The organism is Paeniglutamicibacter psychrophenolicus (genome assembly GCF_017876575.1).
Classification (GTDB): Bacteria; Actinomycetota; Actinomycetes; order Actinomycetales; family Micrococcaceae; genus Paeniglutamicibacter; species Paeniglutamicibacter psychrophenolicus.
This window is the reverse complement of the sequence record NZ_JAGIOE010000001.1, coordinates 1,995,910-2,007,560: the sequence shown is the minus strand read 5'-3', so window position 1 is coordinate 2,007,560 and position 11,651 is coordinate 1,995,910. Positions and strand designations below refer to the sequence as shown.

Genomic DNA, 11,651 nt, shown 5'->3' with positions numbered 1-11,651 from the left:
TGTTCATCCTACTGAACCGGCTATGGCATGGTTTCGCTCAGCCTTTGCAGGAAGATCGTCGATTGTTCGGGGCCATAGGGCAGCACTTCCAATTGGTGGGCGGTGGGGTCGAAGCTTCCGGCCGGCCAAGATCGCACGATGGATTCCCCCTCCAGGATCGCGGCCAGCATTTCGCGGTGCTGCCGGCGCACGAATTCCAGGTCCACCTGGTTTCCGTGCCCGGGCACCACCACCACGTCGACGTCGCATTCGCGCACGAGCCGGCCCAGCAACTCCGCCCAGAGGTAGGGGTCCGAGTCCTCGAAGTTCGGCGGCCCGCCCTCCTCGACGAGGTCGCCGGCGAACAACACCTTGCCGCAGCGCACAAGCAGGTCCCCGCTGGTGTGCCCGGGGCCCAGGCCAAAGAGCTGCACCGTGACACCGCCAAGGTCCAGCGTGCCCCCGGTTTCCGCGACGATGTTGCCTGGCACGATGATGCCCGAGTGGTCTCCCTGGCGCAGTGCCATCTCCGGTTCCAGGAAGCGCACCATCTGACGCTCGCTCTCGCCGTTGCGGCGCAGATGCTCGATTGCCGCTGCCGTGGCGTGAAAGTTCTCCACGCCCTTTGCGGCAAAGTAGCCGTTGCCAAAGACGTGGTCTCCATGGGCATGGGTGTTGACCACAAGCAAGGGGACGTCGGTGATCCTGCGGATGGCTGCATACAGACCCGCCGCTTCCCGCGGCCCGGAGCCGGTGTCGATGACGGCGGCGCGGTCCTGGCCCACGATCAGGCCGGTGTTCATGGAAAATCCGTGGTTGAGCAGCCGCCAGCAATGCGGGGCAAGCTGTTCCACTTTGGGCACCAAGGGTTGCTTCATGGCGGTTCCCCGTTTCCTCGGTACCGGGCGATGCCGATGTTTTGGCGATATCCACATTCTGCATGAAAATCAGTCCGGGCAAAACCAATTCCCCGGCGACCGCTCGGGCATGCCGGGGAATCGAGTTGCACCACCGTGGAACGGCAGGTGCTAGGGAACGGTGATCTTGATCTTCCCGAAGGGGACGGTCTCGTCAACGAAGGCCTGTTCGGAATGACCGCCGAGCCCGCGGATGTGAACCCCGTACTTGCCCTCGGCCAAGGACTCCCGGAAGATCGGCATGATCGTTTCGATGTGGAGTTCGTCCTTGCCTACAAGGTAATGCTCGTATTCAGCAGGTAGTTTTTCCATGGCATCAGGATAGTTGGTCGCCGCCGCTTTCAATAGGGGGTGGTGGGAAGCTGATCCAGACCTGAGGCCAAAGCGGTTGGCGATGGCGACCCGAACAACGCACCAGCGGCGGTATCCCTGTGCCCTTCGGCGGCGGATGCACAGATGCCCGCGGCGAGGGTCCGCGAGGAACCTGTCGCCGCGGGCACCCGCTTGGCCGCGATGCGGAAAACCGTTACAGGTCCGCCAGCACCGAGGCCGGGTTCTCCATCGCATCGGCCACGAAGCGCAGGAAGCCCGCGGCCGTGGCGCCGTCGCAGACCCGGTGGTCGAAGGCCAGCGTCAGCTCGGTGACCTTGCGGACCGCGAGCTCGCCGCCCACGACCCACGGCTTGTCGATGATCCGCCCGACGCCCAGGATCGCGACCTCCGGGTAGTTGATGATCGCCGCGGACCCGTCGACACCGAAAACCCCGTAGTTGTTCAGGGTGAAGGTGCCGCTGGTGAGCTCCGCGACCGTGGCCTTGCCGGAACGGGTGACCTCGGTCAGCCGTGCCAGTTCGGCATTGAGCCCGCGGGCGCTGAGCTGCTGGGCGTTGCGGATGGACGGGACCATCAGGCCCCGTTCGGTCTGCGCGGCAATGCCCAGGTTGATGCCGTCGAAGCCGATGATCTCGGCCTCGCCCTGCTCGTTGTGCTCGATGCGGGTGTTCAGCGCCGGGTATTTTTGCAGCCCGGCAACCACGAAGCGCGCAATGAAGGCCAGCAGTCCCGGGGTGTTTTCCGGGTTGGTGGATTTCATGGCCGAACGCATCTGCAACAGGTTGGTGGCGTCCACGTCCACCCACACCGTGGCCTCGGGGATCTCGCTGCGTGAGCGGCTCATGGCCTGGGCGATGGTCTTGCGAACACCGTTGATCGGGGTCCTGGAGGAAATCCCCAGGCCCGAGCGCGCATCGATGCCGCCTTCGACTGCGGATGCCGCGGCCGCCGCGGGAACAGCCACGCGTGCCGGTTCGGCGACCGGTGCCGCGGTCCGTGCCACCGGCGCTGCCGTTGCGGTGGCAGCCGCCTCGACGTCCGAACGCAGCACCAGCCCGCCGGCACCGCTGCCGTTGAGCGTGGCGATGTCGATGCCGTGGTCCCTGGCCAGCTTGCGCACCAACGGGGAGATCACCAGCGGTGCGCGGCGCGGCGCGGCAGCGGCGGTCACCCCGATGGCGGTGGCAGGTGCGGTGCCGGCTCCGGTGCGCGGGCGGCGCTTGCGTGCCTTGGCCGAGAGACCCTCCGGGGTTCCGTAGCCGATCAGCACGTTGCCCGAGCCTTCGCTCGCCGGGGCCTTGGCTCCGGCCCGCTCCTCCTCGCGGTAGCTTTGGGCGACCTCGCGCTCCGGGATGCTGGCCTTGGGTTCCGCGGCGGGCGCTGCCGGGGCCATGGCCCCCTCCTCAAGCACCGAGAACAGCGGGGAATCCACCAGCACCATCTCGCCGACGGTCCCGTGCAGCTCGTGCACGGTTCCGGCGTAGGGGCTTGGCACCTCCACCATCGACTTGGCGGTTTCGACCTCCGCGACGGGCTGGTCGATGACGATGGTGTCGCCCACGGCAACCAGCCATTTCACCAGCTCTGCCTCGGTCAGTCCCTCACCGAGGTCCGGCAACAAAAAGGTTTTCACGCTCATGCCCCTTCCTCCCATTGCAGTGCATCCACGGCATCCAGGATGCGGTCGACGGACGGCAGGTAGTACTTCTCGAGTTTCGGTGCCGGGTACGGGGTGTCGAACCCGGTCACACGCAGCACCGGCGCGGCCAGCGAGTGGAAGCACCGCTCCTGGATCCGGGCGACGATCTCGCTGGAGACCGAGGCGAAGCCCGGGGCCTCGGCAATGACCACGGCGCGCCCGGTCTTGCGGACCGAGGCGCAAATCGTCGCGTCGTCCAGCGGGACGATGGTGCGCACGTCGATGACCTCGAGGCTGCGGCCCTCCAGGGCTGCCGCCTCGGCCGCGGCCATGGCGGTGGACACCGAGGGGCCGTAGGCGATCAGCGTCGCGTCGGTGCCGGAGCGTGCGATGGCAGCCCGGCCCTCGGTCGGCGGCACGGCGTCGGTCTCGTGCGAGAGCCGCAGCGCCTCGAGGTCCACCTGCTCCTTGGTCCAGTACAGTTTCTTGGGTTCCATGAAGATGACCGGGTCCGGGGAGTCGATGGCCTCGCGCAGCATCAGGTACGCGTCGCGCACCGTCGCCGGGGTGAAGACCTTCAGCCCCGGGGTGTGGGCGTAGTAGGACTCCGAGGAGTCGCAGTGGTGCTCCACTCCCCCGATGCCGCCGGCATACGGGATCCGGATGACCATCGGCAGGGGCATCTTGCCCTTGGTGCGGTTGTGCATCTTGGCCACGTGCGAGGCGATCTGCTCGAAGGCCGGGTAGGCGAATGCGTCGAACTGCATCTCGATGACCGGGCGCATCCCGTTCATCGCCATGCCGATGGCCATGCCCACGATGCCGGATTCGGCCAGCGGGGTGTCGAAGCAGCGTCCGGTGCCGAAGCGCTTGGTCAGTCCGTCGGTGATGCGGAAGACCCCGCCCAGGACCCCGACGTCCTCGCCGAAGACCAGGACCGATTCCTCAAGGGCCATGGAGTCGGCCAGCGCGGTGTTCAGGGCCTTGGCAAAGGTGACCGGCTGGGTGCCGGCGTCGGCGGTGCGTGCCGCTGCAGCGGCGGTGGCGGCACTGACGTTGCCGTTGGCCGCCGAAGAAGTGGTTACCGTGGGGCTCATTTTGCGTCCTCCTCGCGGGCGAGTTCATCGGCCAGCATCGCTGCCTGCTCGGCCATCTGGGTGGTGGGTGTCGAATAGACGTGGGCGAACAGGTCGGCCGGGTCCGGAACGTTTTCAGAGTTCATGCCGTCGCGCAGGTTCTTGGCGACGGCCTCGGCGTTGGCGGTGATCCGCGCTTCGGTGTCCTGGGGCAGCAGTCCGGCATCGGCCAGGTAGGTGCGCATGCGGGTGACCGGGTCCTTGGCGATCCAGCCCTGGACCTCGGAATCCTCGCGGTAGCGGGTGGCGTCGTCGGCGTTGGTGTGTGCCTGCATCCGGTAGGTGTGTGCCTCGACCAGCAGCGGGCCGTTGCCCTCGCGGGCCAGGCGGACCGCACGGCCCAGCACGGCCAAAAGGGCCACCAGGTCGTTGCCGTCCACGCGCTCGCCGGCCATGCCGTAGCCAACGGCCTTGTGGGCCAGGGAAGGGGCAACCGACTGCTGGGACAGCGGCACCGAGATCGCGTACTGGTTGTTCTGCACGAAGAAGATCACCGGCAGGTTGAAGACCGCCGCGAAGTTCAGTGCCTCATGGAAGTCGCCCTCGGACGTGGCGCCGTCGCCGCACATGGCCAGCACCACGGTGTCCTCGCCGCGAAGCTTGGCCGCATGGGCCACGCCCACCGCGTGCAGCAGCTGGGTGGTCAACGGCGTGGATTGGATCGAGACCTTGTACTGCTTCGGGTCGTACCCGCTGTGCCAGTCCCCGCGGAACCCGGCCATCACCTCCATGGGTGCCACGCCCTTGGCCATCACAGCGACGGTGTCGCGGTAGGTGGGGAACATCCAGTCGTCTTCGCCCAGGCACAGGGCGGCTGCCACCTGGCAGGCCTCCTGCCCGTGGCTGGAGGGATAGACGGCCATGCGGCCCTGGCGCACCAGGGCGGAATTCTGGTCGTTGACGCGGCGGCCGATCACCAGCTGTTCGTAGGCGTCCACCAGGGCCTTGGGGCTCGGCAGCGGGTATTCGTGGCCGGGTTCGGCCCCTTGCTGCCCCGAGGGGTGCAGCTTGCCGTTGATGTCGAGCATGTGGATTTCGGTGCGCGCCGGGAGCATGTAGTCCTCGGGGGTGATCCCGAATTTGCTGCTCACCTGCTCGATTGCATCGCGTGGTTCGGTGGTCGTCACGGTTCACGCCTTTCTGGTTTTTTGCGGGACGCGGGCGTTGGGCCTTGTCCACCCAAGCATCAGTTCTTGCCTTAAGTATGGGTATTTGGACTGAAATGTATCCAGCTTCTTGGAATATTCTGGAAAAGTGCGCATAGGATCGCTACTCTTGGAGACAGATTGAAAGTGTGACCGTCGCTACATGACGGTTTTTGGACAAAGTGGAAAGAGGCATTTGATGGAGACTCCCTCGGTTCGGCTCGATGAGGTGGATCGACGGATCCTGGAGGAACTCACCAAGGACGGTCGCCAGTCGGTGACCACCGTCGCGCAAAAGGTCCATGTCTCTCGCGCGCACGCCTATTCCCGGATCAACCGGCTCCAGGACGAGGGTGTCATCACGCGCTACACCGCGGTCATCGATCCGCTCCGCGCCGGCCTGCGGGCCAGTGCCTACGTCACCCTGAAATTGCGCCAACACTCCTGGCGCGAGCTGCGCGAGCGCCTCGCTGCGATGCCCGAGGTCCACCACATCGGCCTGGTCGGCGGGAACTTCGACGTGATCCTCTTGGTCCGCGCCAGGGACAACGTGGACTTGCGCCGGGTGATCTTTGAGCAGATCCAGGCCATGCCCGGCGTGCTGGACACCCAGACGTTCCTGGTCTTTGAGGATGTCGACACTCGCTAAGTGTCGCAGCACCCATAGACTCTTCCCAATGGCTTGATCTGGGACGGGAGAACAGGGACTTCGTGGACGAGGAAACGGTGGACAAGACGGTCGGCACCGATCCCCTGGCGGCCGCACCCGTCCAACTGCTGCGACACCGCCCCGGGTTCCCGACGTTGCTGCTGTCCATCGCGTTTGGCGCCGTGGCCTCGGGCATCCTGAACGTTGCCAACGACCTCGTCGCCATCTACGCCCTCGGCGCCAACGCCACCCAGATCGGATTCCTCAACGCCTCCGAGTCGGTTGCCTTCCTGTTTCTGGCCATCCCCGCGGGCATCATGCTCGACCGCGTCAACCGGGTGAAGACCATGTTTTGGGCGCAACTGGCCTCCGGGTTGGCGATTTTCTCGGTGCCGCTGACCTGGTCAGCCGGCGTGCTGACCTACCAGCAGCTGGTGATCGTGTCGTTCCTGGTCGGAGTGGCAGGCATGCTGTGGGGCATGGGTGCCGGATCGGCGATCCCCGGCATCGTGGGACGCGATTTGGTTTCCAGCGCTTATGCCCGCAAGGAAACCGTGGACACCTCGGTGGGGGTCATCTCCCCGGGATTCGCCGGCGTACTTGTCGCCGTCATGTCGGCACCGTTCACCCTCATCGTGGCAGGGGCTGCAAACCTGCTGGCCGCAGCAACCCTGTTGTGGGGCTTCAGGAAGAAATCCGGGTCCGTCGCGTCCCCGGAAGATCCCGCCCCAAGGGTCGGATTCAGGGAGTCCTTCGGCGAAGGTCTGCGCTTCACCCTCAAGCACCGAGCCATTCGTGCCCTGGTTTCCTCATCCGCGATCACCAACATGGGCCTCGCATTCGGTTCGGCGTTGGAGACCCTCTATTTCGTCAAGGTCCTGGGCTTCAGCCCCCAGGTCATCGGGCTGGTCATCTCCACCATCGCCGTCGGCGGATTGCTCGGCTCCCTTGCAGTTCCAGCGCTCGTCAGGAAGCTGGGTGAGAACCGGGTCTTGGCACTGTCGATCCTCAGCCTGCCGCTTGCCGTTGCCCTTCTCCCCCTGACCGCGTCCGCCCCGGGTGCAGCCCTCGCCTTGGTGGTGTGCCATTCGGTTCTTTACAACGCGCTGATGGTTTCCTACAACGCCACGGCCTACGGCTTGTTGGCCAAGTTCACCCCGGACGAGATGATGGGACGACAGCAAGGATTCCGGCTGGTGTTCACCATGGGGCCGGTGCCGGTCCTGGGAATCATTGGGGGCCTGGCCGGGGACGCGCTGGGCCTGCAGAACGCCATATGGATCTGGGTGGGAATAACGGCCTTCGCCGCGGTCCCGCTGCTTGTGCTGCCGCGTGGAGGAAACCGCAAGGAAACCTAGTTCCCGGCGCCCACCGGGGTCGCGTATTCGTACGTGAACACCTCAGTGAGCGGGTGCTTCAGGGCTCCGGCAATCAGGAACGCCGTTTCCAGTGACGGTGAGTACTTCCCCTGCTCAATGGCAATGATGGTCTGGCGCGTCACCCCGACCATGGCCCCGAGCTCGGCCTGCGTCATACCGCCGGCGGTAGCCCTGAGCCCGCGGATGGAATTGCCGAGCCGGCCACGGTTCACCATGCGGGCACGCCGCGCCGGTATCCGCCGATCTGCACCCCGGCTCCGACGATGAACGAGGTACCGAGACCGGCAAAGACCGCCGCTGCGATCCAGAAATGTTCGGCGCCGCTGAACGCCATCGACAGCACCGGAACACATGTCGCCAGCAGCACCTGGTACCTGGCCTGGTCGCCGCGACGGGCAATCTCCCGGTCCCGCTCGTCGGGGCCGTCTTCCTTGTCCTGGTTCCGCGTTCCTGTCCAAATCTTGGCGGCCAGGATCGGCACCATCATGACAGCCATGCAGGCAATCATCGGCATCGAATAGTTCTGCTCCGCCACAGCCGTCCCCCCGATAACGCGCATCAACACCACCCCGGCGAAGGCCAGCATGCCAAGGCCGCAGGAAACCACGCTCACCCAGGAAATGCGTTCTTCATCCGCCATGTCTAGCATCCCTCCAATGTCAAATATCTTTGACTTCTGAGCATAAATTGAAGACAAGCCGATGTAAAGGATTTTTGACATGCAGACGATACAGGAAAGAGTGAAGTCCCCGGACTACTCTCGCCGGTTCCGGTGCCACCCCTGCGCCCCAGCAACCGGCTCCATTGAACACGCAGGCCGAGCCCACCTGCTCTAAGCAGGTAAGCTACACGAAAAGAAAAACTCCGGGTCCGCCGAGGCGAAATACCGGAGTTTCCAATTCATGGCCCAAGTAACATGAAACAGCGGTCATCAAGGGCTTACATATCAATCCTACCCCGGAAGGTGACGCATGGCGACGACACCGGGCAATGACGCCTGGATCGAAAACTGGCTGAGCGTGGACCGCTTTTCCACCTACCTCGAATCGGCAGGAGGCTCTCGCACACGCGCCCTCGATCTATACGAGTGGAACGCCAAACTCAGCGCCGCTTTTCTTCACGACCTCAGCCACCTCGAAGTCGGGCTGCGGAACGCGTGCGACCGCCAACTTGCAGCAGCAACGCTTCCCGGCGACCTCCATTGGACCGACCCAGCTACGCTACTTACCCTGTTCCCCATCTTGATGCGACGAAACAAGCTGACCGGTCGGCAGCATGACGTGAACAAGATCCCCAGGAACAACGTTGAACGTGCGCGAACAAGCGCAGCGACAAAGCCACATACCCCGCCGTTGCCAGGAAAGACGGTCGCTGAGATCATGTTCGGGTTCTGGACATATCTCCTGTCTGACTCGCATGAGAAAACGATCTGGGTTCCCTATCTCCACAAGGCGTTCCCTCCAGGGACAGACCGGAGCCGACTCAACGACTCACTTGCCTCCCTTCGTCGCTTTCGGAATCGAGTGGCCCACCACGAGAACATTCTCCAGGGCTCGGAGGGCGAACGCCGCCGAATCGTCTACCTGGTACGGCTGTTGTCCCCCGATGCGCTGGAGCATCTTCAGACGAACAGCGACGTTGCCATGATACTAACGAAGCGCCCATAGGAAACCAGAGGAGCTTCGTTCACGAGTGCACCACGGAGTGCCCCGGCGCGTGACTCAAGTACCTTGGACCGGCACTCCAAAACCAGATCCGATGCCACACCGGATCCATGGTTGGAGCCACCCTGGATCGGGCAGGCCGCACCCGGAATGCCAAGGTAACCCCGGCGGGGGAAGCACTGCCCGCATACACGAACGGCGCCCCCACGCAGTGCGGGGACGCCGTTCGGGGTACAGCCGGGAAACCTAGCCCTTGAAGACCGGCTTGCGCTTTTCCTGGAACGCCGCGAACCCCTCGGCGTAGTCCGCGGTGTCGCACAGGTCGGCCTGCGCCTGGTTCTCGTTGGCCATCGATTCCCACAGACCCAGGCGGGCGTCGCGGATCTCGGCGACCAGTTCCTTCGAGGCGCGGAACGCCTCGGTGGCGCCGGTGGCGACCTTTGCCACGATCCCGCGCGTGGTTTCCAGCAGCTCGTCGGCCGGCATGGCACGGGAGAAGAGCCCCGAAGCCACGGCGTCGGCACCGCTGATCAGCTCCGCGGTGTAGATGAGGTCCAGCGTGCGGTGGGTGCCCAGGCGCTCGGTGAACAGCCAGTGGCCGCCCGAATCCAGCGTCGCACCCAGGTTGGCGAAGGGCGAACCGATCTTGGCGTTTTCAGCAACATAGACCACGTCGGTGGCGATGGCCAGTCCAAGCCCGACCCCCAGGCAGGCACCCTGCACCGCGGCGAAGGTCGGTGCCGGGAAGGAAGACATCTTGGCCAGCAGCGGCTGGACCTTGCCGCCGAGGTAACCCATGACGTCGTCGTCCGCCGGGACGATTCCGGAGATGTCGCGGCCCGCGCAGAATCCGCGGCCTTCGCCGCGCAGCAGCAGCGCGCGCACCTGCCCGGTTTCCACGCCCTCGGCTGCCTTGTCATAGGCGGCCTCGAGCTCGGCCAGCGCGGCCTCGTTCAGCGAGTTCATCTTTTCCGGGGCGTTGAGCACGATCTCTGCCACGCCGCCGGTGATGTTCAGTTCAATCATCGTGGGTCCGTTCACTGGGGGTTTCTCGGGTCCTATGGCAAGGATCCACCCGCTTTCGCGGATGGATCCTTGCCGGTGTTGTTTGTTCCTAGGCGTCGTAGTCGACCAGCACGCGTTCGGTGGTGGGGCGCGACTGGCAGGTGAGCACGTAGCCCTTCTCGACCTCGTCCGGTTCCAGGGCGTAGTTCTCGTCCATGTTCACCGCGCCTTCGACGACCTTGGCGCGGCAGGTTCCGCAGACCCCGCCGGCACAGGCGAACGGGACATCCGGGCGGACCCGCAGGGCGGCATTCAGGATGGTCTCGCGGGCGTTGACAGGGCTCTTGACCTCGCCCTGCAGCCCGTCGAGCTTGAACGCGATCGAGTAGGTCTCGTCGGACTCGTCGATCAGCACCGGGCGGCCGATGTTTCCCTCGGGGCGGTGCGGCTCGCCGGTGGTGAACAGCTCATAGCGGACCTTTTCGGCCGGCACGCCCTTGGCGGCGAGGTTGTCGCGCACCAGCTGGACCAGTTCGAAGGGGCCACAGAGGAACCATTCGTCGACCTGGTCGGTGCGGATGACCGCGCCCAGCATCTTGTTCAGCTTCTCGGCATCGATGCGGCCCGAGAGCAGCGGGGAGATGCGCTGTTCGCGGCTCAGCACGTGGTGCAGGGCAAAGCGGGCCGGGTAGCGGTCCTTGAGGTCGGCCAGTTCCTCCAGGAACATCACGTCCATGGCGGCCTTGTTCGCGTAGATCAAATCGAAGTGGACGTTCTTGTTCGCGGCCAGCACGGTGCGGGCGATGGCCATGACCGGGGTGATGCCCGATCCGGCGGCCACGGCCACGAAGGTGTCCTCGTTTTCCACGTCGATGTCTTCGGGGTCGTTCATCCCGTTCATCTTGTGCTTGGAGATGAAGCCGCCGGTGGGGCTCATGACATCCATGGTGTCCCCGGCCACCAGGGACTCGTTGGCCCAGGTGGAGAAGATGCCGCCGATGTCGCGCTTGATGGCCACGTGGATGGCGCCGGGGGTCGGCTCGGCGCAGATCGAGTAGCTGCGGCGCAGCTCCACGAGGTTTCCGTCGGCGTCCTCGAGTTCCTTGCGCAGGGCCACGTACTGGCCCGGCAGGTAGTCGTACTGGCCCTGCAGCGGCGAGGGTACCGCGAAGGTCACCTCGATGGCGTCGGCGGTGAGCCGGCGAACCTCGGCGACCTCCAGGGTGTGGAAGGTGGTCCGGCGTCTGCCCGGGACCTCTGGATCGATGCCCTCGTTGGCGGGCAGGGAGGCAGTCGTGTCTGTCATGAGAGCACCTTGAAGTAGTCGAAGGGTTCCAGGCAGTCCTTGCATTGGTACATGGACTTGCACGCGGTGGAACCGAAGCGGGATAGTTCCTTGGTATTGAGCGAATGGCATTGCGGGCACTTCACGGCCAGCCCCAAGGTCACCGGACCGCGGTGGCCGGTGCCGGTGGGCGGGGCAATGCCGTAGGCCTGGAGCTTGGACTTGCCCGACTCGGTCATCCAGTCGGTGCTCCAGGCCGGGGACAGGACCAGGTTGACCCTCACGTCCTGGTATCCGGATTCCTTGAAGACGATCCCGAGGTCCTCGGTGATTGCGTCCATCGCCGGGCATCCCGAGTACGTGGGGGTGATGGTGACGACCACGGTGTCGCCCGCCATTTCCACGTCCCGCAGGATCCCCAGATCCGCGATGGTGAGCACCGGGATCTCGGGGTCGGTGACGCGCGAGGCGATCTCGCGAAGCTCGGTGATGGTGGCAGTCATTTCTTTCTTTCCTTTGC

Annotated in this window: 13 protein-coding genes; 3 read left to right on the top strand and 10 right to left on the bottom strand. The window is 65.0% G+C overall.

Annotated elements, in window-relative coordinates; genetic code table 11:
- Positions 1-20 precede the first annotated feature (20 nt).
- The 5 genes from JOF46_RS08995 to JOF46_RS08975 all read right to left on the bottom strand — a co-directional run bounded on the left by JOF46_RS08995 (position 21) and on the right by JOF46_RS08975 (position 5,059).
- Positions 21-857 (bottom strand): MBL fold metallo-hydrolase, encoded by an 837-nt coding sequence (locus JOF46_RS08995; RefSeq protein ID WP_209907007.1) that lies wholly within the window; start codon positions 855-857, stop codon positions 21-23.
- Positions 858-1,007: 150 nt separating this feature from the next.
- Positions 1,008-1,208, bottom strand: a complete 201-nt coding sequence (locus JOF46_RS08990) for a hypothetical protein (protein WP_209907006.1) — start codon at positions 1,206-1,208, stop codon at positions 1,008-1,010.
- A gap of 214 nt (positions 1,209-1,422) precedes the next feature.
- Positions 1,423-2,868 carry a dihydrolipoamide acetyltransferase family protein gene (locus JOF46_RS08985; protein WP_209907005.1) on the bottom strand — a complete coding sequence of 482 codons (1,446 nt, stop codon included), beginning with the start codon at positions 2,866-2,868 and terminating at the stop codon, positions 1,423-1,425.
- Positions 2,865-3,965, bottom strand: coding sequence for an alpha-ketoacid dehydrogenase subunit beta (locus tag JOF46_RS08980; protein WP_113761812.1), 1,101 nt, complete (start codon positions 3,963-3,965; stop codon positions 2,865-2,867). Before JOF46_RS08980 ends, JOF46_RS08985 begins: the two co-directional genes overlap by 4 nt.
- Entirely contained in the window at positions 3,962-5,059 is a 1,098-nt protein-coding gene (locus tag JOF46_RS08975; protein ID WP_245348419.1) for a thiamine pyrophosphate-dependent enzyme, read from the bottom strand. Before JOF46_RS08975 ends, JOF46_RS08980 begins: the two co-directional genes overlap by 4 nt.
- 289 nt (positions 5,060-5,348) lie before the next feature.
- Here JOF46_RS08975 and JOF46_RS08970 point away from each other — a divergent pair, with 289 nt between their 5' ends.
- The gene (locus tag JOF46_RS08970; RefSeq protein ID WP_113761810.1) at positions 5,349-5,798 is read left to right on the top strand and encodes an Lrp/AsnC family transcriptional regulator; all 450 of its coding nucleotides are present in this window, start codon (positions 5,349-5,351) and stop codon (positions 5,796-5,798) included.
- A gap of 62 nt (positions 5,799-5,860) precedes the next feature.
- On the top strand, positions 5,861-7,156 hold the full coding sequence (locus tag JOF46_RS08965; protein ID WP_209907003.1) for an MFS transporter: 1,296 nt from the start codon (positions 5,861-5,863) through the stop codon (positions 7,154-7,156).
- On the opposite strand, the gene JOF46_RS08960 is transcribed toward JOF46_RS08965, so the two are convergent.
- Both JOF46_RS08960 and JOF46_RS08955 read right to left on the bottom strand, forming a co-directional pair.
- Positions 7,153-7,392, bottom strand: a complete 240-nt coding sequence (locus JOF46_RS08960; protein WP_209907002.1) for a helix-turn-helix transcriptional regulator — start codon at positions 7,390-7,392, stop codon at positions 7,153-7,155. The genes JOF46_RS08965 and JOF46_RS08960 overlap by 4 nt on opposite strands.
- Positions 7,386-7,898, bottom strand: coding sequence for a hypothetical protein (locus JOF46_RS08955; protein WP_209907001.1), 513 nt, complete (start codon positions 7,896-7,898; stop codon positions 7,386-7,388). The genes JOF46_RS08960 and JOF46_RS08955 overlap by 7 nt, the downstream gene beginning before the upstream one ends.
- A gap of 250 nt (positions 7,899-8,148) precedes the next feature.
- Here JOF46_RS08955 and JOF46_RS08950 point away from each other — a divergent pair, with 250 nt between their 5' ends.
- Positions 8,149-8,844: an Abi family protein gene (locus tag JOF46_RS08950; RefSeq protein ID WP_209907000.1), complete on the top strand. Its 696-nt coding sequence runs from the start codon at positions 8,149-8,151 to the stop codon at positions 8,842-8,844.
- Between the two features lie 243 nt (positions 8,845-9,087).
- Here JOF46_RS08950 and JOF46_RS08945 read toward each other — a convergent pair whose 3' ends face one another.
- The 3 genes from JOF46_RS08945 to paaD form a co-directional block, all read right to left on the bottom strand.
- Positions 9,088-9,867, bottom strand: a complete 780-nt coding sequence (locus JOF46_RS08945; RefSeq protein WP_209906999.1) for an enoyl-CoA hydratase/isomerase family protein — start codon at positions 9,865-9,867, stop codon at positions 9,088-9,090.
- An 88-nt stretch (positions 9,868-9,955) separates the two neighbouring features.
- Positions 9,956-11,152 carry a 1,2-phenylacetyl-CoA epoxidase subunit PaaE gene (paaE, locus tag JOF46_RS08940; RefSeq protein WP_209906998.1) on the bottom strand — a complete coding sequence of 399 codons (1,197 nt, stop codon included), beginning with the start codon at positions 11,150-11,152 and terminating at the stop codon, positions 9,956-9,958.
- Entirely contained in the window at positions 11,149-11,634 is a 486-nt protein-coding gene (gene paaD / locus JOF46_RS08935; RefSeq protein WP_209906997.1) for a 1,2-phenylacetyl-CoA epoxidase subunit PaaD, read from the bottom strand. Before paaD ends, paaE begins: the two co-directional genes overlap by 4 nt.
- Positions 11,635-11,651 lie beyond the last annotated feature (17 nt).

What these genes read in the sequence shown, in the direction of transcription:
- JOF46_RS08995 (WP_209907007.1), bottom strand. Translation starts at nt 857, where the DNA reads ATGAAGCAACCCTTGGTGCCCAAAGTGGAACAGCTTGCCCCGCATTGC.
- JOF46_RS08990 (WP_209907006.1), bottom strand. Translation starts at nt 1,208, where the DNA reads ATGGAAAAACTACCTGCTGAATACGAGCATTACCTTGTAGGCAAGGAC.
- JOF46_RS08985 (WP_209907005.1), bottom strand. Translation starts at nt 2,868, where the DNA reads ATGAGCGTGAAAACCTTTTTGTTGCCGGACCTCGGTGAGGGACTGACC.
- JOF46_RS08980 (WP_113761812.1), bottom strand. Translation starts at nt 3,965, where the DNA reads ATGAGCCCCACGGTAACCACTTCTTCGGCGGCCAACGGCAACGTCAGT.
- JOF46_RS08975 (WP_245348419.1), bottom strand. Translation starts at nt 5,059, where the DNA reads ATGCTCCCGGCGCGCACCGAAATCCACATGCTCGACATCAACGGCAAG.
- JOF46_RS08970 (WP_113761810.1), top strand. Translation starts at nt 5,349, where the DNA reads ATGGAGACTCCCTCGGTTCGGCTCGATGAGGTGGATCGACGGATCCTG.
- JOF46_RS08960 (WP_209907002.1), bottom strand. Translation starts at nt 7,392, where the DNA reads ATGGTGAACCGTGGCCGGCTCGGCAATTCCATCCGCGGGCTCAGGGCT.
- JOF46_RS08955 (WP_209907001.1), bottom strand. Translation starts at nt 7,898, where the DNA reads ATGTCAAAAATCCTTTACATCGGCTTGTCTTCAATTTATGCTCAGAAG.
- JOF46_RS08950 (WP_209907000.1), top strand. Translation starts at nt 8,149, where the DNA reads ATGGCGACGACACCGGGCAATGACGCCTGGATCGAAAACTGGCTGAGC.
- JOF46_RS08945 (WP_209906999.1), bottom strand. Translation starts at nt 9,867, where the DNA reads ATGATTGAACTGAACATCACCGGCGGCGTGGCAGAGATCGTGCTCAAC.
- paaE (WP_209906998.1), bottom strand. Translation starts at nt 11,152, where the DNA reads ATGACAGACACGACTGCCTCCCTGCCCGCCAACGAGGGCATCGATCCA.
- paaD (WP_209906997.1), bottom strand. Translation starts at nt 11,634, where the DNA reads ATGACTGCCACCATCACCGAGCTTCGCGAGATCGCCTCGCGCGTCACC.